Origin of the sequence: Arthrobacter sp. 9MFCol3.1 (assembly GCF_000620385.1) — a bacterium.
GTDB lineage: Bacteria > Actinomycetota > Actinomycetes > Actinomycetales > Micrococcaceae > Arthrobacter.
Genome location: NZ_JIBJ01000005.1, coordinates 211,426 through 236,283 on the forward strand (window position 1 = coordinate 211,426; position 24,858 = coordinate 236,283).

The 24,858-nt window shown below is 67.4% G+C and carries 24 protein-coding genes and 1 tRNA gene; 16 read left to right on the forward strand and 9 right to left on the reverse strand.

Translation table 11 applies throughout. The annotated features are described in order from the left end of the window. Positions 1-7: 7 nt before the first annotated feature. The 3 genes from C560_RS0106215 to C560_RS0106225 all read right to left on the reverse strand — a co-directional run bounded on the left by C560_RS0106215 (position 8) and on the right by C560_RS0106225 (position 4,406). Complete coding sequence (locus C560_RS0106215) at positions 8-2,272, reverse strand: RNA degradosome polyphosphate kinase (protein ID WP_026537548.1); 2,265 nt, start codon at positions 2,270-2,272, stop codon at positions 8-10. Positions 2,273-2,360: 88 nt separating this feature from the next. After that, complete coding sequence (gene mshD / locus C560_RS21360; protein ID WP_051533037.1) at positions 2,361-3,383, reverse strand: mycothiol synthase; 1,023 nt, start codon at positions 3,381-3,383, stop codon at positions 2,361-2,363. A gap of 324 nt (positions 3,384-3,707) precedes the next feature. Beyond that, positions 3,708-4,406: a winged helix-turn-helix transcriptional regulator gene (locus tag C560_RS0106225; RefSeq protein WP_018773628.1), complete on the reverse strand. Its 699-nt coding sequence runs from the start codon at positions 4,404-4,406 to the stop codon at positions 3,708-3,710. 243 nt (positions 4,407-4,649) lie between these two features. Here C560_RS0106225 and C560_RS0106230 point away from each other — a divergent pair, with 243 nt between their 5' ends. From C560_RS0106230 to C560_RS0106265, 7 genes are all read left to right on the forward strand, one after another. Further along, the gene (locus C560_RS0106230) at positions 4,650-5,384 is read left to right on the forward strand and encodes a hypothetical protein (RefSeq protein ID WP_018773629.1); all 735 of its coding nucleotides are present in this window, start codon (positions 4,650-4,652) and stop codon (positions 5,382-5,384) included. Positions 5,385-5,551: 167 nt separating this feature from the next. Next, entirely contained in the window at positions 5,552-6,166 is a 615-nt protein-coding gene (locus C560_RS0106240) for an FABP family protein (protein WP_026537549.1), read from the forward strand. Positions 6,167-6,219: 53 nt separating this feature from the next. Beyond that, the gene (locus C560_RS0106245; RefSeq protein WP_026537550.1) at positions 6,220-6,969 is read left to right on the forward strand and encodes a flavodoxin family protein; all 750 of its coding nucleotides are present in this window, start codon (positions 6,220-6,222) and stop codon (positions 6,967-6,969) included. Positions 6,970-7,029: 60 nt separating this feature from the next. Then, on the forward strand, positions 7,030-8,112 hold the full coding sequence (gene ygfZ, locus C560_RS0106250; RefSeq protein ID WP_026537551.1) for a CAF17-like 4Fe-4S cluster assembly/insertion protein YgfZ: 1,083 nt from the start codon (positions 7,030-7,032) through the stop codon (positions 8,110-8,112). Further along, positions 8,109-8,504 carry an ankyrin repeat domain-containing protein gene (locus C560_RS0106255; protein ID WP_026537552.1) on the forward strand — a complete coding sequence of 132 codons (396 nt, stop codon included), beginning with the start codon at positions 8,109-8,111 and terminating at the stop codon, positions 8,502-8,504. The genes ygfZ and C560_RS0106255 overlap by 4 nt, the downstream gene beginning before the upstream one ends. Before the next feature lie 140 nt (positions 8,505-8,644). Continuing rightward, positions 8,645-9,208, forward strand: coding sequence for a PadR family transcriptional regulator (locus C560_RS0106260; protein ID WP_018773635.1), 564 nt, complete (start codon positions 8,645-8,647; stop codon positions 9,206-9,208). A gap of 83 nt (positions 9,209-9,291) precedes the next feature. Beyond that, on the forward strand, positions 9,292-10,872 hold the full coding sequence (locus tag C560_RS0106265) for an MFS transporter (protein WP_026537553.1): 1,581 nt from the start codon (positions 9,292-9,294) through the stop codon (positions 10,870-10,872). A 16-nt stretch (positions 10,873-10,888) separates the two neighbouring features. Here C560_RS0106265 and C560_RS0106270 read toward each other — a convergent pair whose 3' ends face one another. From C560_RS0106270 to C560_RS0106290, 5 genes are all read right to left on the reverse strand, one after another. Beyond that, positions 10,889-11,599, reverse strand: coding sequence for a GNAT family N-acetyltransferase (locus C560_RS0106270; RefSeq protein WP_026537554.1), 711 nt, complete (start codon positions 11,597-11,599; stop codon positions 10,889-10,891). A 106-nt stretch (positions 11,600-11,705) separates the two neighbouring features. Further along, positions 11,706-12,731 carry a 6-phosphofructokinase gene (locus C560_RS0106275; protein ID WP_018773638.1) on the reverse strand — a complete coding sequence of 342 codons (1,026 nt, stop codon included), beginning with the start codon at positions 12,729-12,731 and terminating at the stop codon, positions 11,706-11,708. A 228-nt stretch (positions 12,732-12,959) separates the two neighbouring features. Further along, on the reverse strand, positions 12,960-13,214 hold the full coding sequence (locus tag C560_RS0106280) for a PspC domain-containing protein (protein ID WP_026537555.1): 255 nt from the start codon (positions 13,212-13,214) through the stop codon (positions 12,960-12,962). Between the two features lie 3 nt (positions 13,215-13,217). Then, positions 13,218-13,481: a hypothetical protein gene (locus tag C560_RS0106285; RefSeq protein ID WP_026537556.1), complete on the reverse strand. Its 264-nt coding sequence runs from the start codon at positions 13,479-13,481 to the stop codon at positions 13,218-13,220. Position 13,482: 1 nt separating this feature from the next. Beyond that, complete coding sequence (locus C560_RS0106290; RefSeq protein WP_026537557.1) at positions 13,483-15,072, reverse strand: PspC domain-containing protein; 1,590 nt, start codon at positions 15,070-15,072, stop codon at positions 13,483-13,485. A 125-nt stretch (positions 15,073-15,197) separates the two neighbouring features. On the opposite strand from C560_RS0106290, the gene C560_RS0106295 reads away from it, so the two are divergent. Then, complete coding sequence (locus C560_RS0106295; RefSeq protein WP_026537558.1) at positions 15,198-16,559, forward strand: ATP-binding protein; 1,362 nt, start codon at positions 15,198-15,200, stop codon at positions 16,557-16,559. Positions 16,560-16,624: 65 nt separating this feature from the next. Further along, entirely contained in the window at positions 16,625-17,257 is a 633-nt protein-coding gene (locus C560_RS0106300; RefSeq protein WP_026537559.1) for a LuxR C-terminal-related transcriptional regulator, read from the forward strand. Between the two features lie 210 nt (positions 17,258-17,467). Here C560_RS0106300 and C560_RS0106305 read toward each other — a convergent pair whose 3' ends face one another. Then, entirely contained in the window at positions 17,468-18,685 is a 1,218-nt protein-coding gene (locus C560_RS0106305) for a pyridoxal phosphate-dependent aminotransferase (protein WP_026537560.1), read from the reverse strand. Positions 18,686-18,962: 277 nt separating this feature from the next. On the opposite strand from C560_RS0106305, the gene C560_RS0106310 reads away from it, so the two are divergent. The 7 genes from C560_RS0106310 (at position 18,963) to C560_RS0106340 (ending at position 24,818) form a co-directional block, all read left to right on the forward strand. Next, a tRNA-Trp gene (locus C560_RS0106310) sits at positions 18,963-19,035 on the forward strand. 79 nt (positions 19,036-19,114) lie between these two features. Beyond that, complete coding sequence (gene secE / locus C560_RS0106315; protein WP_026266472.1) at positions 19,115-19,399, forward strand: preprotein translocase subunit SecE; 285 nt, start codon at positions 19,115-19,117, stop codon at positions 19,397-19,399. Positions 19,400-19,512: 113 nt separating this feature from the next. After that, entirely contained in the window at positions 19,513-20,355 is an 843-nt protein-coding gene (nusG, locus tag C560_RS0106320) for a transcription termination/antitermination protein NusG (RefSeq protein WP_026537561.1), read from the forward strand. 147 nt (positions 20,356-20,502) lie between these two features. Next, on the forward strand, positions 20,503-20,934 hold the full coding sequence (gene rplK, locus C560_RS0106325; protein ID WP_018773647.1) for a 50S ribosomal protein L11: 432 nt from the start codon (positions 20,503-20,505) through the stop codon (positions 20,932-20,934). 184 nt (positions 20,935-21,118) lie between these two features. Further along, positions 21,119-21,826, forward strand: a complete 708-nt coding sequence (gene rplA, locus C560_RS0106330) for a 50S ribosomal protein L1 (RefSeq protein ID WP_018773648.1) — start codon at positions 21,119-21,121, stop codon at positions 21,824-21,826. Between the two features lie 216 nt (positions 21,827-22,042). Then, positions 22,043-23,167 (forward strand): GNAT family N-acetyltransferase, encoded by a 1,125-nt coding sequence (locus C560_RS0106335; RefSeq protein ID WP_026537562.1) that lies wholly within the window; start codon positions 22,043-22,045, stop codon positions 23,165-23,167. A 541-nt stretch (positions 23,168-23,708) separates the two neighbouring features. Beyond that, on the forward strand, positions 23,709-24,818 hold the full coding sequence (locus C560_RS0106340; RefSeq protein WP_018773650.1) for a GNAT family N-acetyltransferase: 1,110 nt from the start codon (positions 23,709-23,711) through the stop codon (positions 24,816-24,818). Positions 24,819-24,858: the final 40 nt, after the last annotated feature.

Below are 24,858 nucleotides of genomic sequence, written 5' to 3' on the forward strand. Positions count from 1 at the left end.
ACGATCCCTACCGCAGGCTGGTCGAGCGCTGGCGCGAGCGGGAGGCGAGCAGCCAGGACTGCACGTCCTTGAGGTCCTGGCCGTCTTCCGCCAGGTGGTGGCGGGTCCATTCGCCCTGCTTGTCCAAATGCCAGCTGGCGGTTTCGGGCACCATGTAGCGGTTGAGCAAGTCCAGGACATAAGTCGTGTCGTCGCCGCTCGTCAGCTGCACGAGGGCCTCCACCCGGCGGTCGAGGTTGCGGTGCATCATGTCGGCCGAGCCGATGTAGACCACCGGGTCGCCGCCATTTGCGAAGGCGAAGACGCGGGAGTGCTCCAGGAAGCGGCCCAGCACGGAGCGGACCGTGATGTTCTCGCTCAGCCCGGGAACGCCGGGCCGCAGGGAGCAGATGCCGCGGACAATGACGTCCACCTGCACCCCGGCCTGGGACGCGCGGTACAGGGAATCGATGATGGCCTCGTCCACCATCGAATTGACCTTGATCTGGACACGGGCGGGGATGCCGGCCCGGGCGTTCCTGATCTCGGTTTCGATCCTGTCGATCAGCCCGGAACGGACCGAGCGCGGCGCCACGAGCAGCCTCTTGAACGTGGACTTCGGCGCGTAGCCGGAGAGCTGGTTGAACAGCTTGGACAGGTCCTCGCCGACCTGTTCGTTCGCCGTCAGCAGGCCCAGGTCCTCGTAGTAGCGGGCCGTGCGGGGGTGGTAGTTGCCGGTGCCGATGTGGCAGTAGCGGCGCAGGCCGTCCACTTCCTGGCGGACCACGAGGGAGAGCTTGCAGTGGGTCTTGAGCCCCACGATGCCGTACACCACATGGACGCCGGCCTGTTCCAGTTTCCGGGCCCAGGAGATGTTCGCCTGCTCGTCAAAGCGCGCCTTGATCTCCACGAGCGCCAGGACCTGCTTGCCGGCCTCGGCGGCGTCGATCAGCGCATCGACAATCGGGGAGTCACCGGAGGTGCGGTACAGGGTCTGCTTGATGGCCTGGACTTTGGGGTCCGCGGCCGCCTGTTCCAGGAACGCCTGGACGGACGTGGAGAAGGAGTCGTACGGGTGGTGCAGGAGGATGTCCCGGCGCCGCATGGCGGCAAAGACGTTGGCCGCCTTGGACGTTTCCGATTCGTTGAGGTAGCGCGAGGTGTGCGGGACGTGCTTGGGGTAGTGCAGGTCCGCCCGGTCGATCCCGGCAATCACCGAGAGCCCGCGCAGGTCCAGCGGCGCCGGGACGGAGTAGACCTCGGATTCCTCGACGCCGAGCTCGCGGATCAGCAGGGCACGGATGTTCGGGTTGATGTCATTGGTGACCTCAAGCCGGACGGGCGGGCCGAACCGGCGGCGCAGGAGTTCCTTCTCCAAGGCCTGCAGCAGGTTTTCGGCGTCGTCCTCTTCAACCTCGACGTCCTCGTTGCGGGTCACGCGGAAGATGTGGTGTTCCAGGACCTCCATGCCGGCGAACAGCTGGTCCAGGTGCACGGCGATCACTTCTTCGAGCGCGATGAACCGTGCCACCCGCCCGGGAACGGAGCCGGCGCGGGCGCCGTCGATGGAAATCAGGCGCGGGAGCTGGTCAGGGACCTTGACGCGGGCGAAGAGCTCCTTGTCGCTGACCGGGTTGCGGACCACCACGGCCAGGTTCAGGGACAGCCCGGAGATGTAGGGGAACGGGTGCGCCGGGTCCACGGCCAGCGGGGTCAGGATCGGGAAGACCTTTTCCGCGAACATGGCGCTGAGCTGGTCCTTGGCCTGCGAGTCGAGTTCCTCCCAGTGCATCAGGTGGATGTGCTCATAGGCCAGCGCCGGGCGGATCTGTTCGGCGTAGACCCGGGCGTGGCGCTGCTGCAGCCGGTGGGCCTCCTCGCCGATCTGCTCCAGGACCTGCATCGGGCTCAGCCCGGCGGGGGAGGGGACGGCAAGCCCCGTCGCGATCCGCCGCTTCAGTCCGGCCACCCGGACCATGAAGAACTCGTCCAGGTTGGAGGCGAAGATGGACAGGAAGCTGACCCGCTCCAGCAGGTACAGGTTGGGGTCCTCGGCCAATTCCAGGACCCGGGCGTTGAAGGCAAGCCAGCTCAGTTCCCGGTCCAGGAACCGGTCGGGGCTGATGTCGCCTTCCGGCTCCAGGTTCGGCGCGAACTCCGGAATGTCGATCCGGTCCTGCGTGGCGCGTGAGGCCGGCACTTCGGAGGAGCCAAAGCGGGCACGTACCGGACGCGCCCCCTTTTCCGGCGTTGCTGGTTCAGACGTGGATGTCCGGGCGGTATCCCGTGGCATGGTGTCTCCTCAATGCTGGCGCGATGTAGCTTCAACCTTACAAGCAATCATGGCCGGATGACCCCAGATTTCGGCCCGGTCGGGGCGGTCATCCGCCGACTTGACTAACGCCGTCCGGCGCGGGAGCGGCGGCCGGTGTTTGCGGCTGCGGCAGCGGCGCGTACATCACATCGACATCCCAGCGGGTGAATCCGAGCCGGCGGTAGAGGGCGACGGCGGGGGTGTTGTCGGCGTCGACGTAGAGCATGACGGCGCGGAGCCCCAGGCCCTGCAGATGACGGATGCCGGCGACCGTGAGGGCCTTGCCCAGCCCGGAGCCCTGGGCATCCGGGGTCACGCCCACCACATAGACCTCGCCCATGGCGGGGTGATCGCCGTGCCGGGGGTGCACCTTGGTCCAATGGAATCCCAGGAGCCGGTCCGCCGGGTCGACGGCCAGCAGGAAGCCTGCGGGATCAAACCACGGTTCGGCCATGCGGGCGTCCAGATCGGCCCGCGTCATGTTGCCCTGCTCCGGGTGGTGGGCGAAGGCGGCCTTGTTGGCGGCCAGCCAGGCGTCCTCATCCCGGCCGGGCACGAAGGCGCGGAGCTGTACGCCCTCCGGGAGGTGGACCTCCGGCAGGGCCGCCGCTGCTGTCATCAGCCGCATTTTCCACAGCTCACGGACGGCGCCGTAGCCGTAGCGGGCTGCGAGGTCGGCCGCGGCCTGGTGGTTTCCATGGGACCAGGCTTTCAGGCCGGCGAAGCCGCGGACGCTTTTCAGTTCGCCCACCAGGCGGTCGCCCACGCCCTGGTTGCGATAGCTGGGGTGGACGGCGACCTCCAGGACCCCGGTGCCGTCGGGCCCCTCGATGACGACGGCGACGCCGGCGAGGTCCTGCGCCGTCGCCGGATCCGACTTCTCGTCCGGGGCGTAGAGGGCGAGGGCAAGCACCGAGTGCTCGCCCGCATCGGCGGCGCGCAGCGTGACAAGGGTCTGTTCGGACAGTGGCGGATTGCCGTCCGACTCTTCCGCCGCGGCGACAAGGGCAGCGACGTCCCGCAGCAGCGCGCCGTCCACGGTTCCTTTGACAGTGTGTACGGGCCAGTTTTCCGGGTGCGCAGGGCTCATGGTGCAAGGCTATCGGGTGCATGGCGGTCGGCGGCCGATTTTGTTGAACTCCGGACGGCCGCGTATAGTCGTTTCTCGTCCGGCGTTGAGCCAGATGCGAGGGGGATCCACCACTGGGGTGGCCTCGATACGTTCGACCCGTATGTCCTCCACTCAGAAGTACTGAGAAGTACTGATAAATACTGAGAAGTTCCGTGCCGAGGGATCGGTGCACCAAGAAAGCCCCGGACTCTGGATTCCAGAGTCCGGGGCTTTCTGCGTTCAGTGCTTCGGGCACCGGCGCCTGCTTACCGGCGCTGCCGCGTCCTGGCGGCCGCAGTGCGCTCAGGCCTCGGTGAGTTCGTCCTCGGGCTGGCGGACCAGGGTCAGGCGGTAGCCGACGTTGCGGACGGTGCTGATCAGGTTCTCGTGGTCGGCGCCCAGTTTGGCCCGCAGCCGCCGGACGTGGACATCCACGGTGCGGGTGCCGCCGTAGTAGTCGTAGCCCCAGACTTCGGTCAGCAGCTGCTGGCGGGTGAATACCCGGCCGGGGTGCTGGGCCAGGTATTTCAGCAGTTCAAATTCCTTGAAGGTCAGGTTGAGCGCGGCGCCGTTGACCCGTGCGGTGTAGCTGGCCTCGTCAATCACGACGCCGGCGGCCCGGATTTCGGTCGGCACGTCCTCTTTCTCCGGGACGGCGCGCGCGATCCCGAGCCGGATCCTGGCTTCAACTTCTGCCGGGCCCGCGGATTCCAGGAGGATGTCGTCCACGGCCCACGCCGAGGAGACCGCGGCCATGCCGCCCTCGGTGAGGATCAGCATCAACGGGGCGCTGAGGCCGGTGGCCTTGAGCAGCTGGGTGAGGGAACGTGCGCCGACCAGGTCCTTGCGGGCATCCAGCAGGACGATGTCGCAGGGGTCGGTCTCGAGCAGGGCAGTGGGCTCGGCCGGAAGGATGTGCACCCGGTGGTTCAGCAGTTCCAGAGCAGGCAGGACGTCCACGGATGTTCCCGTGCTGTTCGTCAATAGCAGGATGTGCGACATTGTTCCTCCAAGGGGTGTCCGCGCATCATTGAGCGTCTTGTTGCTGATGCTGAGTATACCTAAAGGCCCCATTCCGGCCATGGTCCCGTCACCTCCAGCCCCTCCTTTTGCGACACATACCGGTCACATAGGGCAGGATTGAACCGTCAGGGCCCGCGGCCCGTCGAAATTGAGCCGAGTCGAATTGGGGTCCGCAGTGAGCGAAGGTCTGGCCATGGTGGGTCTGCCGATGGCGAGCAGACAGTGAAGCCGTGGAGCGTCGGGATCATCGGCCTGGCAGGTCTCGCGGCTATTGTCGCCGGCGCCTATTCCTCGCCGGAGGTCCTCCTGGCAGTCGCGGCGCTCGCCGCCGCAGGCATCGGTATCGGCTGGCCCTACTTTCTCGGCATCCCCGCCAAGAAGACCCTCGCGGTCCTGATTGGCCTGCCCGGTGTGGGGTCGGCGGTGGCTGCGACGTATCTCCCGGCTCCCGGCTTCCTGGACTGGACGCCGTCGTTCATGGCCGTCGGGGTCATAGCAATCTTCGTCATGCAGCTGATCCGGGGCACCGGCCAGGCCCAGCGCCTCGAATCCACCCTGGGCTCGTGCGCGGGTGTCCTGCTCTCCTGCCTCGGCGCCGGCTGGATTGCGAGTTCGCGCTTCAACGGGGTCCGCGAAATGATCCTCGTGGCGGCCATCAGCGCGGCGATCGCCCTGCTGGCGGGGCTGATCCGCTGGCCGGACCGGATCGTGGCGCCGCTGGGCATCGTGAGCGCCGGCCTTGCCGGGCCGCTCGCCGGCCTGGTGTTCTCCGACATCGCCGTGCTGCCGGCCGCGCTCGTCGGCGTCGTCGTGGGGGCGGTGCTGGTGAGTTTCCGCCGCCTCGTCATCCTCAACGGCGAGGGCCTGAATATTTTGGCGGCCGTGGGCATGGGGCTCGGGCCGGTGTCTGCGGTCGGTTCCCTGGCCTACTTCATAGACAAACTACTCATCTACTAAGCGTTAGGATGGCATCATGTCCGTACTTGCATATGAGATCTTTTTCCTTGTCCTGCTTGGCGTGGCCAGCCTGTCCATGGCGTGGTTTGCCGGCTTTGTCGTGTACCGCCTCTTCAAAGGCCAGAAGTAACACGTTCCAGACCCCGTAGCTTCCAGAGGTAGATGCTGTGCCGATTGAAATCCCTACTGATCTGACCCCCGAAATCGTTCCGCTGTCCTGGCTCATTGGTGAGTGGGAGGGCAGCGGCCGGCTGGGGGCCGGGGACGAGGACTCCGAGCACTTCCTGCAACACGTCTCGTTCACGCACAACGGCCTGCCGTACCTGCAGTACCGGGCCGAGAGCTGGCTGACCGACGACGAGGGCACCAAGCTGCGTCCCCTCACCGTCGAGACCGGCTTCTGGGCGCTGGAACGTAAGCAGCGTGACGAGGACGGCGGCCCCGGCCTGATCCCGGCGGACATCGTCCCGGTGCTCAAGAGCGCCGACGAGGTGGAGGCCCTGCGCAACAGCGACGGCGGTTTCGACATCTCGGTCTCCATCGCCCACCCCGGCGGGATCTCGGAGCTGTACTACGGCCAGATCAAGGGACCCCAGATCCAGCTCAGCACCGACATGGTGATGCGCGGCAGCCACTCCAAGGAGTACACGGCGGCCACCCGGATCTTCGGGCTCGTGGAAGGGAACCTGCTGTGGCGCTGGGACGTGGCCACCGGCAAGAGTTCGACGTCGGGCGGCGGCCTGGAGGCCCACGCATCGGCCATCCTCGCCAAAGTAGGCTAATTACCAGGTCTCACTGATTTTTCCGTTGTCAGCACCGACCCAGGAGAAATGCCGTGAACGACGCAGTCACCACAACAGCCGCCAGCACAGCCCCCGGTAACGCCGGCTACGCCGGCCTCAAAGCCGTGTTCTTCAACGGCACGCTCAAGAAGTCCCCGGACGTGTCCAACACCCAGGGCCTGATCGAGGTCAGCCGCCGGATCATGGAGAAGCAGGGCGTCACCACCCGCGTGATCCGCACGGTGGACCACGACATCGCCAGCGGCGTCTATCCGGACATGCGCGAACACGGCTGGGCCACCGATGAATGGCCGGAACTCTACCCGGCTGTCCAGGAAGCGGACATCGTCGTCGTCGCCGGGCCCATCTGGCTGGGGGACAACTCCTCGCAGACCAAGAAGCTCATCGAGCGCCTCTACGCCCACTCCGGGCAGCTGAACGCGAAGGGCCAGTGGGCCTACTATCCGAAGGTGGGCGGCTGCCTCATCACCGGCAATGAGGACGGCATCAAGCACTGCGCCATGAACGTCCTGTACAGCCTCCAGCACATCGGCTTCATCATTCCGCCGCAGGCCGACGCCGGCTGGATCGGCCCCGTCGGGCCAGGACCGAGCTACCTTGACGAGGGGTCCGGGGGGCCGGAGAGCGATTTCACCAACCGCAACACCACCTTCATGACCTGGAACATGCTGCACCTGGCGCGGATGCTCAAGGACGCGGGCGGCATTCCCGCCTACGGAAACCTGCCCGACGCCTGGAAAGCCGGCACCCGCTTCGACTTCGAAAATCCGGAATACCGCTAGGGCCGGCCTGCCCCGCAGTGGGGCCGGAATACGCACAGAGCTAAGGACGTTCCTTTCAATATGACTATCAAAAGCCCCCTGTTGTCGCGCCCGGCCGCGGTTGAGGCCGGCGGCGCCGACGCCGGCGTCGCCGCCCACTACGGCGAGCCGCTCCGGGAGCAGCGGGCGCTGGCCGCCGGCACCGCCGTCGTCGATCTCTCACACCGCGGCGTGGTCACGGTCAGCGGCCCGGACCGCCTGAGCTGGCTCAACACCCTCTCCTCCCAGCAGCTCACTTCCCTGGCCCCGGGCCAGTCCACCGAACTGCTGTTGCTGAGCGTGCAGGGCCGGATCGAATTCGACGCCCGGGTGGTGGACGACGGCGCGACCACCTGGCTGATTGTCGAGGCGGCCGAGGCGGCCCCGCTCGCCGAATGGCTCAACAAGATGAAGTTCATGCTCCGGGTCGAAATCGCGGATGTCTCCGCGGACTGGGCCGTACTCGGCTCCACCCACCGCATCCCGGAATGGGCGGCGCTGCAGGCCTGGGAAGACCCGTGGCCGCACGTCGGTGCCGGCGGCTACTCCTACGCGGTGGTGGGCGAGGACGCCCATCCAGGACTGGAACGGCCGTGGTTTGAGTACCTGGTCCCGGCGGACGAGCTGGTCGCGACCGTGGGCGAGCGTGCCCTCGCCGGCACCATGGCGTCCGAGGCGCTGCGGATTGCGGCGTGGCGGCCCCGGTGGGGCGCGGAAACGGACGACAAGACCATCCCGCATGAGCTCGATCTCCTGCGCACTGCCGTGCACCTGGCCAAGGGCTGCTACAAGGGCCAGGAGACGATTGCGCGCGTCCACAACCTGGGCCACCCGCCGCGCCGTCTCGTGTTCCTCCAGCTCGATGGTTCCCAGCACACCCTGCCCTCGGCCGGCAGCGAGGTGCGTGCGGGCGAGCGCAAGGTGGGCGCCGTGACCTCCGTGGCGCAGCACTACGAGATGGGCCCCGTGGCCCTGGCCGTGATCAAACGCTCCGTCGCCCCGGACGAGGTCCTGACCGTCGTGGACGGCGACGAGCCCTACTCCGCGGCCCAGGAAGTCATTGTGGCCCCCGACGCCGGCCAAGTGGTGGGACGCCAGACCGGCTTCCTGCGGGGCACCCGATGAGCGGCGGTGGCGCCGCGCCCGACGACGAGACACTCGCGCTGGCCCACGCGCTCTTCGACGCGGCCCGCGAGGGCAACTCTGCGCTGCTGGGCAGCTACCTGGCCGCCGGCGCCCCGGCCACGCTGACCACTTCCTCCGGCGACTCGCTGGTGATGCTGGCGGCCTACCACGGCCACGCGGGCACTGTCCGGCTGATCCTGGACCACGGCGGCGACGCCAACACGCCGAACGACCGCGGCCAGACCCCGCTGGCCGGTGCTGTCTTCAAGGGCTACACAGACGTGGCCCGGGAACTGCTGCAGGCCGGGGCCGACCCTGACGCCGGCACCCCCACCGCGCGGGCCGCCGCGCAGATGTTCGCCCGGACGGACATCCTGGCCCTCCTCGGCTGACCAAACCTGGGCCGGAACCGTTGCCCGGCCCGCCCGGGGCCGGGAGGATTGCCGCCAAATACTCCACGTGGAATAATCTTCAGTGGAGTAACCGCCGTTTAGTCCGAAAAGGACACTCTTAGACCGAAAAGGACTGCACCATGGCCCGGGCAACCGCCTTGACACCCCTGGGTGTCGCCGCACTTTCCCTGCTCGTGGAAGAACCGATGCATCCCTACGAGATGTACCAGCTCCTGATCGCACGGCACGAGGACCGGCTGGTCAAGGTCCGGCCGGGAACGCTCTATCACGCCGTCGGGCGGCTCGAAGAACAGGGGCTGGTCGCAGCGACGGGAACGGACCGGGGAGGCAACCGTCCGGAGCGCACGACATACACCATCTCGGCTGCCGGCCGCGAAGCGTTCACGAAGTGGCTGCAGGACATGCTCGCCGCCCCGGTCAACGAATACCCGGCCTTCCCGCTGGCCATCTCCGAGGCCTACAACCTGCCCGCCGGCGTCGTCGTCGAACTCCTCGACCGGCGCCTTCAGGCGTTGCAGGAGCAACTCGATTTCCTGGTCTCCGGCGAGGAACTGCTCGCGAAGAAGGGCGTGGAGCGCAAGTACTGGATCGACGTCCAGTTCCAGCAGAGCACGCTGCGCGCCGAAATCGCCTGGATCCGCAGCCTTCAGGACCAGCTCCGCTCCGGCGAACTGCCGTGGTGACCCCGCGCAGGACCCCCGGCCGGGACCCGGCCGCCCGCACACACAGCCCATCCACCGTTTCACACCAGCCCCTAAGGAACCGCATGGAAAACGTAGCCCGGCCATGGCCGGCACTCTGGTCCCTGGTGATCGGCTTCTTCATGATCCTGATCGACACCACCATCGTCTCGGTGGCCAACCCCAGCATCATGGAGGGCCTCAACACTGACATCAACTCGGTGATCTGGGTGACCAGCGCCTACCTGCTCGCCTATGCCGTGCCGCTGCTCATCACAGGCCGGCTGGGGGACCGTTTCGGACCAAAGAAGCTCTACCTCTCCGGGCTCGTCGTCTTCACCATGGCATCGCTGTGGTGCGGCCTCTCCGGCAGCGTCGAGATCCTCATCGCGGCCCGTGTGGTCCAGGGCCTCGGCGCCGCCATGATGACGCCGCAGACCATGGCCGTCATTACCCGGATCTTTCCCCCGGACCGCCGCGGCGCGGCCATGGGCATCTGGGGTGCCACGGCGGGCGTCGCCACGCTGGTTGGCCCGATCCTCGGCGGCGTGCTGGTGGACGGCCTCGGCTGGGAATGGATCTTCTTCATCAACGTTCCCGTCGGGATTGTCGGCTTCATCCTCGCCCAGCGTTTCGTCCCTTCGCTGACCACCCACCCGCACAAGTTCGATATTCCCGGTGTGCTGCTCAGCGCCCTCGGCCTGTTCCTCCTGGTCTTCGGCATCCAGGAGGGCGAGACGTACGACTGGGGCACCATCGCCGGCCCCATCACCGTCTGGGGCCTGATCATCAGCGGCATCGCCGTGCTGGTGGTCTTTGTCCTGTGGCAGCGGTTCAACACGGGTGAACCGCTGCTGCCCCTGTCCCTTTTCAAGGACCGGAACTTCTCGCTCGCAAACATTGCCATCACCACGGTGGGCTTCACCGTCACCGCGTTCAGCCTGCCGCTGATCTTCTACTACCAGATCGTCCGAGGCCTGACGCCCACCCAGTCGGCGCTCATGATGGTGCCGATGGCGCTGATCTCGGGCGGCCTCGCCCCCGTCGTCGGCCGGATCATCGACAGGGTGAACCCGAAATTCATCACCGCGGCCGGCCTGGTCCTGATGTCGGTGGCGCTGTTCTGGAACGCCCTGCTCATGCACCCGGATACCGCCATCTGGCTGTTCCTGCTGCCGAGCGCAGTGCTGGGCTTCGCCAATGCGGGCATTTGGGCGCCGCTGAGCTCCACGGTCACGCGGAACCTGCCGCCGCGGCAGGCCGGCGCCGGCTCGGGCGTCTACAACACGACCCGCCAGATCGGCGCCGTGCTCGGCAGCGCCGCCATCGCCGTCCTCATCCAGGCGCGGTTGGCGGCCGAGCTCCCCGCCCGGCCCGGAGCAGGCGCAGACGCCAGCCCGATGGGCTTCGGCGGCGCCCTGCCCGCGGAGCTCCAGGAGGGGTTCTCGACGGCGATGGGCCAATCCATCCTGCTGCCGGCGGCGGTCATCCTGCTCGGCGCAGCCGTGGCGCTCTTCTTCGCCAAGCCCAAGCCGGTCCAGGGTTGGGGCGAACCCGGCTCCGCCGCGGCTGCGGGAACGGGCACAGCAGACGCGGGCAAAGCAGCCCCGGGCACGGCAGACCCGGCTACGGCAGACACAGACAAGGCCGCCGCGGAACGCGGCTAGCCTGGCGGCATCCGGATCAGCCCAGCAGCACGCTGGTCTGGATGCCGCCCGCGGAGAATCCCAGGCTCCGGGCCAGCGCCAGCGAGCCCTTGTTGCTGACTTCTGAACGCCACTGCAGCGTCAGGCCGGCGGCGAGGGCCTCGTGGGCGGCTATCGAGGCGGCCAGCTTGCCCAGGCCATGGCGCCGCCATTCGGGCGCAACCAGCACGCCCATATGGGCCAGGAGCCCTTCCCATTCGGCATACGCCCCGCAGGCCACCGGTGTCCGGCGCCCGTCTTCCAGATGCAGGACGGTGAAGCGGTGTTCAAGGTCGGCGAGGCCCACCTCGTTGACGTCATCTGGAGGGCAGAACGTCTCCAGTTCGATCGCTTCCGGGTTCCCGTGCGAGACCGTCAGTTCCCCGGAGGGCTGCTGCAGGGGGAGGTCGTCGGCGAAGAAGAGTGCGGCGGCGCCGAGCCCGTGGCCCCCGTGTCCGCGGGTGATGGTCAGCAGGGTGACGTGCTGGGCCAGTTCCTCGTCGGAGAGACCGTCGGCGGCGTCCAGCGCCCATTGCGGGCCCACCAGGGCGGAGTTGCCGAACAGGCGGACGAACTGCAGGGACCGGGCTGCCTCGTCCGCCCGGGTGAGCCGCACGCCGGCGGCGGCCGCGAAGGCGCCGTCGTCGAACCCCAAGCGGCGCGCCCATGCGAGCTGGACAATTTCGGCGGAACCGGGCTCAAGAGTCATAAATCAACCCTACCCACCGCGGCCGGGCTTCCGGCCGCGCGGGCCGGCAGTCCGCACTCCTGCCTGCGGGGCCGGGCCTGATCCGGGGCCCCCGCCGCCGGCCTGCCTAGCCAAAGAGGACGGCGGCCTCGTCGTAACGGCTCTGCGGAACGGACTTGAGGTTGCCGAGAGCGGCGTCGAAACCGACGTGCACAATATCCGTGCCGTGCAGCGAGACCATGGTGCCCCAGCGCTTCTCCACCACCGAGTCGATGGCGGCCATGCCCAGGCGGGTGGCCAGGACGCGGTCGAACGCCGTCGGGACGCCACCGCGCTGGATGTGGCCAAGGACCGTCGCGCGGGTCTCGATGCCGGTGCGTGCCTCGAGCTCGGGCGCAAGCATTTCGGCGATGCCGCCGAGGCGGGGGCGGCCAAAGGTGTCGAGGCCGCGCTCCGAGTGCGGGGATTCCTGGCCCTCGGGCACGAACCCCTCGGCGACGACGAGCAGCGGGGCACGGCCACGGTCGTGGGCGGAGACGACCCACTCGGCGATCTGTTCCATGGAGGCCTTCTGCTCCGGGATCAGGATGGCGTGGGCGCCCGAGGCCATGCCGGCGTGCAGGGCGATCCAGCCCACATGCCGTCCCATGACTTCGGCAATCATGCAGCGGTGGTGGGACTCTCCGGTGGTGCGCAACCGGTCGATTGCCTCGGTGGCGATTTCCACGGCCGTGTCGAAGCCGAAGGTGTAGTCCGTGGCGTCGAGATCGTTGTCCACCGTCTTGGGCACGCCCACGATCTTGAGACCGGCGTCCGTGAGCCGCTTCGCGGCGGCCAGGGTGCCCTCGCCGCCGATGGCGATGATGGCGTCGATCCCGAGCCGGTCCATGTTGGCTTTGATGACCTCGGGGCCGCCGCCGTTCTCAAACGGGTTGGTGCGGGACGTGCCGAGGATGGTGCCGCCCTGCTTGGCGATGCCGCGGACCATGGTGCGGGGAATCTCCACGATGTCGCCCTCGACGACGCCGCGCCAGCCATCCTTGAATCCTACGAACTGCTGGCCGTGGACTGCGATTCCTTTGAGGACGGCGCCACGGATGACGGCGTTCAGGCCGGGGCAGTCTCCGCCGCTGGTGAGGATTCCAATTTTCATGTCTTGGCTCAAATCCTGGTTTGAAGGGGTACAGGCAGAGCGCCACGCTGAGCTCACCCTAGAGTCTAGTGGCGGGTGTGGGGCAGGACACAAACGGTTACAAAAGGTGCCCCCGCCGTGGAGGCGGGGGCACCTTTTCGTGGTGCGGCGCGGCTGCCGGGCGCCGGTAGCCGCCAGGCCGGGACGGCCACAGACGGTCGGCCTGTGACGGTCGGCCTGTGACAGATGTCAGGGCCGGGAGGAACGCTTCGAGAGGAAGCTTTCGAGGACGATTGCGTTGCGCTGGTCCGGGAGGAGGAGCCAGGCCGCGACGTAGAACACGAACGCCGGCCCGGGGAGCAGGCTCAGGAGCAGGTAGGCGATCCGGACATAGGCCACATCAACGTTCAGTTTGGCGGCAATCCCGCCGCAGACGCCGCCAACCCAGCGCTGCGGACCACGTTTCAGGCCGAGGCCCCGGACGGTGTCGAAGAATTTATCCATGGGTCAAGCCTTCCCTGTAGTCGACTTATTGTCACGCCTGCCTGCCGAGACCAGGCCGCCCACGACCAGGGCGGCCCCGGCCCCGATCATCAGGCCGATCAGCACATAGGTGCCGTTCAGGGCCACGAGGCCGAGCCCGGAAATGATGATCAGCGCGGCCAGTGCCACCACTATCAGTCCCCAGACCACTGTGCCCACCCGGGCGGGGGACGCGGCTTCCGGGTCCTGCCCGACGTCGGCCGGCCGCGAGTCGTCATAGATGCTCATGTCAGTTGCCTTCCTTGATGGTCACGTTGCTGACGGTGCCGGAGATCTCCAGGACCAGCCGGGCGCCCGGCTTCGAGGCGTTGTAGTCACTTTGCTGCTTCGTGATGCCGCCGCGGTCCTGGTTGCCGTCGTGGAGGTTGCCCATGGTCATGTCCGCCTGGACGTGCACCGGGACAGTGGTGGGGATGACGACGGTGAGGTTGCTGGCCGTCGCGTCGATCGGAACTACGACGTCGGAGCCCAGGGGCGGATTCAGCGCCAACTTGGTCAGGTCGGCGGTCCCGGTGCCTCCGGTGATCTCGAAGCCGCCTTGGGCCTCTTCAATGCTCGCGGGCGTCCAATCGGCGTTCTGGAAGCGGAACCTGTCCCCGTGCGGGACCACGCTGAAGATCGCGCCGATCAGCAGGGCCACGATCGCGAAGAAGCCCAGGATCCCGGAGGTCCGTCCCCGCAGCCCCGCGACGAGGATCCCGAGACCCAGGATGGCCGCGCCGAAGGCCCAGACCAGCGCATTGCCGGCATCGCCGAGATCGATCACGTTGGCGGCGTCGAGGGCCTTGATGCCGCCGCCCACCAGGAGGGCGGAGCCGACGGTGATGGCCACCGCCGGAGTGCCGGGGCCAAGGTTGCGCGCGGCCGGAGGGGGCGGTGTGGCGCCGGACCCCGGGCCATAGCCGCCCGGGGGAACGGGGCCGGACGCTAGGGGTCCTGACGGCGGAGGCGTACCCCAGTCCGGGCCGGCGCCGGTGGCTCGAGAGCTGTCAGCGGGGTCGCCATATGCCTGGCCGCCGCCCTGCGGGAAGCTGCCTGCGGATTGCGGCCCGGTGTCGGTGCGGGGGTTGACCACGAAAGCCGCGCCGCCGGCCGGGCTGCCGGAGTCGTAACGCGAGGACATGGGAGTGGCTCCGTTCCGGATCTTGTTGCGCTGGGTCAGGTAATAGACGAGGTAGATGGCGCCGCCCACCCAGAAGACGGTCCAGACGAAGGCGCCGAAGCCGAAGCGGTCCCAGCCCCAGACCCCGGTGCCCAGGCTGGGGAAACCGATGACCGAGGTGATGAGGGCGCCGGTCATGCCGGCCGTCCACCGGCCCGCGGCGGCCTCCTGGACGTGAATGCGGCCGTCAGGCTCAGGCAGCAACGCCCAGGCCAGGCCGTAGGCGAGCACGCCAACTCCGGCGAAGACGGTCAGGACAATCAGGACACCGCGGATAATCAACGGGTCGACGCCGAGCCGGTGGGCTATGCCACTGGCCACGCCGCCGATCCAGCGGTCGCGTCCGCGGTAGATGCCCTGGCTGCGGATCCAGTCGAAGAAATTCTGGGTTTGCCGGCCGGGCAACGGTCCATTCGGGTCCCCGGGCGGGTAAAGCGGCGGCGGCTCCGGCGGCGCGCCGCCCGGCCCGGAGAAGGCCGGCGCGGGCTGGCCCGTGCCTGGAAGCTCTGGGGCCGGAAGATCCGTGGCGGGACGTTCCGGGTTTGGAAGTTCCGGTTCCGGAAGATCCGGGTTTGGACGTTCCGGGTGGGATCGATCCGTGGCCGGCCGGTCTGCGGAGGCCGTGCCTTCATCGGGGTGCGGAGTGTGCGGGTTCATGCTTCGATCCTTCCCGTTCCCGGCGCCGGGCTCTACTGGGGAACACCCTGAACGGTCCCTGAGTGGCCCCCGGGTTGGGCCCTCAAACGCGTCCGGGGAACCCCGATCCATGCTTGGATTGATCCATGACAACCGCGCCCGCCCGCCCGCCGCTGGTCCGCAGCAGCGATCGCGTGATTGCCGGCGTGTGCGCAGGCCTCGCCAACCACCTGGGCTGGCCGGTGCGGATGGTCAGGATCGGCATGGTGGTGGCTGCGCTCGCTGGCGGGGCCGGTGTGGCCTTCTACGCCTGGCTCTGGATCATGGTCCCCACGGCGGATGAAAGCGCCCGGCGCAACGCCCGCCGCCCTGCGTCGCCCATCGCTCCGGCAGTGAGCTTCCCGGAGACCCCCGACGTCGCAAACAGGCCCGACGCGCCGGGAGCCCCTGATCCCCGTGGCACGCCCGCAACAGGGCCGACGGGGCCCTGGCGGACCAAATTCTCCGGCATGCCGTTCGGCAAGGAGATCCTGCTGGGCGCAGGCCTGCTGCTGGCCGCCGGGATCCTGATCGCACGCCTCCTGGGTGTTGACGTGCCGCTGGGCACCCTGATCCCGGTCGCGGCCATCCTGGGCGGAGCCGCGATCGCCTGGATGCAACTGGACGAGACCCGCCGGGCAGGGCTCGTGGACAAGACCAAGGCGGACCAGGCCGGCGGCTGGGCCCGCCTCGCGGCCGGGCTCGCCCTCGTCGTGGCCGGAGTGCTGGTTATGGTTTCCGGCTCGGGGTCCTGGGAGCAGACCTGGCTCGCCCTCCTGGCCTCGGTGGCCGTGCTGGGCGGCGTGGCCCTGGTGCTGCTGCCATGGGGGCTGAAGTTCTGGCGCGACCTGGAAACCGAGCGCGCGGGGCGGGTCCGCGCCACCGAGCGTGCCGAGATCGCCGCCCACCTCCATGACTCCGTGCTGCAGACCCTCGCCCTGATCCAGCGCCGTGCCGGCAACGAGCACGATGTCATCAGGCTGGCCCGCGCGCAGGAGCGCGAACTGCGGGGCTGGCTGTACCGGGACGCCGACAGGGAATCCGGCCAGCTGTCCGACGGCATCAAGGCCGCCGCCGCAGAGGTTGAAGACGCCCTGGGACACGCGGTTGAGGTGGTCAGCGTGGGGGACTGCGTCATGTCCCAGCGCCACGAGGCCCTCGTCCAGGCATCCCGCGAGGCCATGCTGAACGCCGCCCGGCACGGCGGCGGCGCCGTGTCCGTGTACCTGGAAGTCACCGACGCCGCCGCGGAAGTTTTCGTCAAGGACCGGGGACCGGGCTTCGACACAGATTCCGTTCCCCCGGACCGGCTCGGCGTCCGGGAATCGATCATCGGCCGGATGAACCGCCACGGCGGCACCGCCGCCATCATCAGCAGCCCGGACGGTACCGAGGTGCGGCTCCGGCTGCCCGCCACCGCCGCCGCACCTGCCGCTGCCAACAACGCCAACGGAGAGGCCAAACCGTGACCAGCCCCGCATCAGGAAACCCTGCGCCAGGAAGCCCGACACCGGGAAATCCTGCACCGGTCCGGGTGGTGATCGTGGACGACCACGCCATCTTCCGCTCCGGGTTGAAAGCGGACCTGGACCCGGACATCGTCGTCGCGGGGGAGGCCGGAACCGTGGAGGAGGCAATCGCCGTCATCGCAGTCCAGCGCCCCGACGTCGTGCTGCTTGACGTCCACCTTCCCGGCGGACGGGGTGGCGGCGGACGCGAGGTCCTGGCCGGCTCGGCGCCGCTGCTGGGCGCCACGCGGTTCCTGGCCCTGAGCGTCTCCGACGCAGCGGAAGACGTGGTGTCCGTGATCCGGGCCGGCGCACGCGGCTATGTCACCAAGTCAATTTCCGGCGCGGAGATCAGCGGCGCCGTCCGCCGCGTGGCCGGCGGCGACGCCGTCTTCTCACCCCGGCTCGCGGGCTTCGTCCTGGACGCGTTCGGCACGGCCCCCGCGGACATCGCCGACGACGAGCTCGACAAGCTCTCGGCACGGGAGCTCGAAGTGATGCGCCTTATCGCCCGCGGCTACAGCTACAAGGAAGTGGCCAAGGAACTGTTCATCTCGATCAAGACCGTTGAAACCCACGTCTCGGCCGTGCTCCGCAAGCTTCAGCTTTCCAGCCGCCACGAGCTGACCCGCTGGGCCGCCGAGCGCCGCCTGCTTTAAACCCGCCCGAACGCTCCCTCAGTTCCGGTGGCCGAACGACGAACGCTCCCTCAGTTTCGGTGGCGGGATGATGGACGTTCCCTCAGTTTCGGTGCGGGAGTACAAACGCTCCCTCAGTTTCGGTGGCGGGAGGACAAACGCTCCCTCACCCGTGAACCTGCACGGGTGAGGGAGCGTCTGGGTTTTTTCTGCGAAAAGTGAGGGAGCGTCCTATATGGCCTTGCCGAGGAAGTCCTGCAGGCGGCCGACGCCCGTGGCCAGGTCGTCGTCGCCGAGCGCGTAGGACAGGCGCAGGTAGCCGGACGGGCCGAACGCTTCGCCGGGAACCACGGCCACTTCGACCTCGTCAAGGATCAGCGCCGCGAGTTCGGCAGAGGTGGCCGGCCGCACCGGACCGTTCGCGGACGGGAACTCCTTGCCCAGCAGCGCGCGGACGTCCGCGTACACGTAGAAGGCGCCCTTCGGCGTCGGGCAGTCAACGCCGTCGATTGCGTTCAGGCCCGCGACGATCGCCTTGCGGCGGCGGTCAAAGGCCACCTTCATCTCATCGACGGCGGTCAGCGGCCCGGACACTGCCGCGAGGGCGGCGACCTGGGGGATGTTGGAGACGTTCGAGGTCGCGTGCGACTGCAGGTTGGTTGCGGCCTTGATGACGTCCGCGGGCCCGATCATCCAGCCCACACGCCAGCCGGTCATGGCATAGGTCTTGGCGACGCCGTTGAGGATGACCACCTTGTCGCCCAGCTCGGGAACTGCGGTGGCGATCGAGGTGAACGGCACGCCGTCGTAGGTCAGGTGCTCGTAGATCTCGTCTGTGACAACCCAGAGGCCCTTGGACGCTGCCCACTGGCCGATCTCCCTGACCTGCTCCGGCGAGTACACGGCGCCGGTGGGGTTGGACGGGGAAACGAAGAGCAGGATCTTGGTGCGCTCGGTCAGGGCCGCTTCCAGCTGGTCCACGGTGACCAGGTAGCCCTGCTCCGGGCCCGCGAAGACCTCCACCGGCACGCCGCCGGCCAGCCGGATGGCCTCCGGGTAGGTGGTCCAAAACGGGGTGGGAACAATGACCTCGTCGCCCGGATCCAGCAGGGTGGCGAAGGTGTTGTAGACGGCCTGCTTGCCGCCGTTGGTCACCAGCACCTGGGACGCCGCCGCCTGGTACCCGGAATCCCGGAAGGTTTTGTCCGCGATGGCCTGCTTCAGCTCGGGAAGCCCGCCGGCGGGGGAGTAGCGGTGGTACTTCGGCTGGCTGGCGGCCTCGATGGCGGCCTGCACAATATAGCCGGGGGTCGGGAAATCGGGTTCCCCGGCACCGAAGCCGATGACCGGCCGGCCGGCTGCCTTCAGCGCCTTCGCCTTGGCATCGACGGCCAGAGTGGCGGATTCGGCTATGGCGGAAATGCGCTGGGAAATGCGGGCAGCAGACATGGGCGGGTCCGTTCTTCGCTGGCAGCTGGAAGGCTGGATATGGGATTCGACGAAATCTACTCTATGCTGTTCAGCGGATCCCCCGGGGTGCCTGAACCCGAATGTGACTGGCGGCTGTCAGTTGGTTTTCGCAGGCACGCGGGGGTCCGGAAGAGGGCCGGTTCGACGTAGGCGCAGTTGTTGCGTAGACTGGTTCTCCGGTGTTGAAAACACGATGATGGCCTGCGCCTCAGGGAAGCCTGTGGGACGCGTCGGCCGGAGCGAATTTTCTCCCCGAAGGGTAGTGGCGCAATTGGTAGCGCAGCGGTCTCCAAAACCGCAGGTTGCAGGTTCGAGTCCTGTCTGCCCTGCGCATGCTGTTCCGGATCATCCGGAACCAGCGCAGCAACCATGGTTCAGTTCAGAGCCGGGTATCCGATCATTGCGAGGATGAGTGAGGACCAGGTGACCGAAACAGCTGCCAGCAGCTCCAAAGGCCGCCCCGCCAAGAATGCCGCCAAGCCCGGCTTCTTCGCTCGTATCGCGATCTTCATCCGCCAGGTCATTGGCGAACTGAAGAAGGTCGTCGCACCGACCCGTAAAGAACTGATCAACTACACACTCGTGGTACTGGTGTTCGTGACCATCATGATGGTGATCGTCACCTTGCTGGACCTGGCCTTTGGGACCGCGGTCAGCTGGGTCTTCGGCGGCAGCGCCCCCACGGACAGCTAAGGCGACCGGTCCGCAGACTGCGTGGATTCCCCGGGAAACCGGAGATTCCACGGGGTGTGCGGAATTGAGTCATTTAAATAGGCATGTTAGGCAATGAGGAAGCAGGAGACCAAGTGTCTGAGCAGGAGCTCGAGGTAACTGAGACTGAGCTGGATAAGAGCCAGGACGCCGCGGTGGAAGCCGCGGAAGAATCCGAGGCTGTGTCTGCTGCGCCCGAATCCGACGTCACTGACGAGGCCGTAGCCACGGAAGAAGCGGCAGACGACGCAGAAGCAGGCGACGCTGACGACACCGACGCTGATGAGGCTGACGCTGACGACGCCGACGTGCTGGCAGCGGCGGCCGCCAAGGCCGACGTCGACCCCGCCGACGAGTTCAAGGCCAAGCTGCGCCGCCAGGAGGGTGACTGGTACGTCATCCACTCCTACGCAGGCTACGAGAACCGCGTCAAGGCCAACCTTGAGACCCGCATCCAGACCCTGGACATGGAAGATTACATCTTCGAAATCCAGGTTCCGATGGAGGAAGTCGTTGAGATCAAGAACGCTCAGCGCAAGGTCATCAACCGCGTCCGCATCCCCGGCTACGTCCTGGTCCGCATGGACCTGACGGACGCTTCCTGGGGCGCCGTCCGCCACACTCCCGGTGTCACCGGCTTCGTGGGCAACGCCCACAACCCGGTCCCGCTGCGCCTCGATGAGGTCTTCTCCATGCTCGCGCCTGTCTTCGAAGAAGAGCAGGCCGAGAAGGGCAAGCCGGTCAAGCACGCCGCCGCCCAGGTCGACGTCGACTTCGAGGTTGGCGAGTCGGTCATCGTCAAGGAAGGCCCGTTCGAGACCCTCCCCGCCACGATCTCCGAGATCAAGATCGATTCCCAGACCCTCGTGGTCCTGGTGTCCATCTTCGAACGCGAGACTCCGGTCACCCTGGCGTTCAACCAGGTCAGCAAGATCTAGCTGAACCGTAAGTTCCAGCTGGACTACAAGAATTCGCCCCGGGCTGCCCGCTTAGCAGCCACGGGGCGGCCGGCCGCCTCGCCATGGCGGCCACCAACCTGAGGCACGCTCCTGTGCCCCAGGACGTATTTGAGAGAAGGACCTACATTGGCTCCCAAGAAGAAGGTCACCGGCCTCATCAAGCTGCAGATCCAGGCAGGTGCCGCTAACCCGGCCCCGCCGATCGGTCCTGCGCTTGGCCAGCACGGTGTCAACATCATGGAATTCTGCAAGGCGTACAACGCTGCGACGGAAGCCCAGCGCGGCAACGTTATCCCCGTGGAGATCACGGTCTACGAAGACCGTTCCTTCACGTTCATCACCAAGACCCCGCCGGCTGCAGAGCTCATCAAGAAGGCTGCAGGCGTCGCCAAGGGTTCGGCTACCCCGCACACCGTCAAGGTTGCCAAGCTGACCCAGGCCCAGGTCAACGAGATCGCCACCACCAAGATGGAAGACCTCAACGCCACCAGCCTCGAAGGCGCAGCGAAGATCATCGCCGGCACCGCCCGCTCCATGGGTATCACCGTCGAGGGTTAATTCCCCACCGCTGATGCGCCGGGATCGGGAAACCGGTCACGACGCCGTCAGCACCGCCGGCCAGCCGGCACCACCTAAACAATGAAAAGCGGAATTCCGGAACGGCTACACCAGCCGGAATGCCGCCTGTGGCAGGGCCCAGCGCGGTCCGCAGACCACAACTGCACAAGGAGAAATAAGCAGCATGGCAAAGCGCAGCAAAGCATATGAGGCAGCCGCGGCCAAGATCGACGCGGAGAAGTTCTACGCGCCGTTCGAGGCAGTGACGCTCGCCAAGGACACCAACCCGTCCAAGTTCGACGCCACCGTTGAGGTCGCTTTCCGCCTCGGCGTTGACCCGCGTAAGGCCGACCAGATGGTCCGCGGCACCGTCAACCTGCCGCACGGCACCGGTAAGGTCGCCCGCGTCCTCGTCTTCGCAACGGGCGACAAGGCTGAGGCTGCAATCGCAGCCGGCGCCGACTTCGTTGGTTCCGATGACCTGATCGAAAAGATCGCCGGCGGCTGGACCGACTTCGACGCCGCCGTCGCCACCCCTGACCTCATGGGCAAGGTTGGCCGCCTCGGCAAGGTCCTGGGTCCGCGTAACCTGATGCCGAACCCGAAGACCGGCACCGTGACCGCTGACGTCGCCAAGGCCGTCAACGACATCAAGGGCGGCAAGATCGACTTCCGCGTCGACAAGCACTCGAACCTGCACTTCATCATCGGCAAGGTTTCGTTCGACGCCATCAAGCTGGCCGAGAACTACGCAGCCGCACTGGAAGAGGTTCTTCGCCTCAAGCCGTCCGCTTCCAAGGGCCGCTACATCCAGAAGGCCACCGTGGCCACCACGTTCGGCCCGGGCATCTCGGTTGACCCCAACGTCACCAAGGTCCTGACCGAGGTCTAGTCCTCACCGGATCAACGGATCCACGGATCCACGGATCAACGGTTCCGTCAGCCACGCTGGCGTCGCCGGTTCCAGCGAAAGGCCGTCCCGCAACTGCGGGGCGGCCTTTCGCCGTCCTGCCCCGGGGACGCCGGACGCCCGGGGACCCCGGGAGTCCGGGAATCCCGGGCGTCCGGGACCCTTGGAGCCGCCGGACTTGCCGGTTAGGCTGTCCCGGTGACTACGCCGTCGTACCTCATCGAGGAACTCTCCCTGCCCGCCGGCCTTGATCCCGCTGACCCCGATGCCGCTGACACGGCGGAGTTCCTCGAATTCATGGGCCTCTGCGATGAGCTCATCCTGCAGACCTGGGGCAACCTGGACCGGGCATCGTCCGCGGCGGCCCGCCTGCAGTACTGGCGGGACACTGCGTACTCCCGGCTGCGGCTCTTCTTCGTCCGCGTCGACGGACGCATGGCGGCCAACTCCTGGGTCCGCTGCGAACTGCAGGAGAACCTGGGCAGTGCGCTGCTGCACGTGAGCGTCCTGGATGCGTTCGCCGGGCGGGGGATCGGCCGGGCACTGCTGGAGCACGCCGAGGCGCTGGCCGCCGCCGATGGGCGGACAATCCTGCAGACCTTCACCGAGCACCCGGCCGATTTCGACGTCGATGGCCCCAACCTCATTAGGCCCGCCACGGGGACCGGGGCGCTGCCCGCCGGCGCGCCGGGAGTCCGTTTCGCCGGAAAAGCCGGCTACCGCCTGGAACAGGTCGAACGGTTTAGTGCGCTCGACGTCCCGCCCGCTGCGGACCTCGACGCCCTGGAACGGGACGCCCTGGCCCGCTCGGCGGACTACGAACTGCTGCACTGGACCGATTCCTGCCCGGAGGAACATGCCGCCCAGCTCGCGGTGCTGATGTCCCGGATGAGCACCGATGCCCCCTCCGGAGCGCTGAGCTACGAACCGGAAATCTGGGACGTCGCCCGGGTCCGCCACGTCGAGGACACCTGGCGGCGGGCCGGCCAGTCATCCCTCGTGGTGGCGGCACGGCACCGGTCCAGCGGTGAACTGGCCGCCTATACCGTCCTGCAGACAACAGCCGACAAGCCATGGCTGGCCAACCAGGACGACACCCTGGTCGCGGTGGGCCACCGCGGCCACCGGCTTGGCATGCTCATCAAGATCCGCAACCTGCGCCTGCTGCGGGAGGCGTACCCCGCAGTCCGGCGCGTCCTGACCTATAACGCGGCCGAAAACGATCACATGCTCGGCATCAACATCGCGCTGGGCTTCAAGCCGGCGGGCTACGACGGCGAGTGGCAGCGGACCGCTGCCGCCGCGGGCGCAGCCGGGAACTGATACCCCGGGACTGACGTTGGGGGCTGGCATGCTGCTCCGCACGTTCTAGGGACATGCTCGTTCGTCACGCGCAGCTTGGGGGACATGCTCATTTGTCGCCCTGACAAAGGGGCATCAAGGCATGATGTCCATCGCTCGCGATCAGGGCCGGGCATGTCCGCTCTCCGTCGGCCATCATGCGGAGCATGCTCATTTTTCAGGCGAAGCTTCGGGGCATGCTCATTCTTTGCCTTCAGCTTTGGGGGACATGCTCATTCGTTGCCCTGACGATGGGGCATCAAGGCATGATGTCCATCGCTCACGATCAGGGTTGGGCATGTCCCGCGGACGCCCTGCCAGCCAAGCCCGGCGCCCCACCCGGTCAGCCTCATCAAACCCAGCCCCTCCGCACCCCGCGGGGGCCGCACGCCGGGCGCGACGAAACTGCCCGGCGTCACCAATGGAACAGCGGCCCAAACCGGCATATGCTGGCGGTTGAAAGCCCGGCTTGAGCCGGGCCGTACCGAGGGTGGGTGGCACGACGGCTGGGAAGATGCCCTCTATGGCAAACGATGTACGGATTGAGCAGCTGTGGATCCCCGATTCCCTTGACGCGCCCGATGCCGCCGACTTTCTCGCCGCCATCGAGGTGGGGCGCAGGGTCCGGATGCAGACCTGGGGCACCGACGACCTCGCCTACGCGCCACAAGAAAAGCTTCTTGAGATGGCGGACCCCTACGAACGCCAGGTGATCCTCGTCGCCAAGATCGACGGCGTGATTGTCGGGACGGCGGACATCGCCCTGCCGCTCGTGGACAACCTCGATCTCGCCGAATTTACGCTCGACATCCTGCCCGAATTCCGGCGCCAGGGCGTGGGGAGGCAGCTGCTGGAGGCCGCCGAACATTTCGCCCGGGACGAGGGCCGCCACACGATCCTGATCGACACCAACCACCCGGGATCAACCCTGACGGACCCTGAGGCCGAACAGCTCGTGCCCGGCAGCGGTGTCGGGTTCGTCCCGTTGGGCAGCCGTGACGTGGAATTTGCCCGCCACACCGGCTACACCCTGCAGCACATCGAACAGTTCAGCTCCTGCGCGTTGCCGCTGGACACCAAACTCGTCGCCGACCTTGAGGCCGAGGCCGAGGAAGCCAATGCCGGCCGCTACCGTCTGCACCACTGGACGGACCGGTGTCCTGACCAGTGGCTCGAGGCCGTCGCCGCCCTGGAAAACCAGGCAGGCGAGGACGAAGTGCCGGGGCCGGATGCCCAGGAGATGGTGTTCGACGGCGGCATCCTCCGGGAAGCGGAGGAAGTCACCATTGCCCAGGGCCGCCGGACGGTGGTCACCGCCGTCGAGCACATCGCCAGCGGGACGCTCGTGGGCCTGACCACCATCAGTGTCCTGGCACTGCGCCCGGACGTCGTCTTCCAGGACGACACCGTGGTCCTGCAGGAACACCGCGGCAACAAGCTCGGGCTGCTGATCAAGGTCGCCAACATGGAACGGCTCAGCGAGCAGTTTCCGGACGCCCGTGTCCTGTACACATGGAACGCCCCGGAGAACCGCTACCTCCTGAAGGTCAACCAGCAGCTCGGCTTCACGACGGCGGGCGTGACGGGTCTCTGGCAAAAGGAACTCCCCAACTTCGGACCAGCCGTCAGCTGAGGCTCCGGGCCGAATTCCACCGCGACCCCTGCCCGACCCC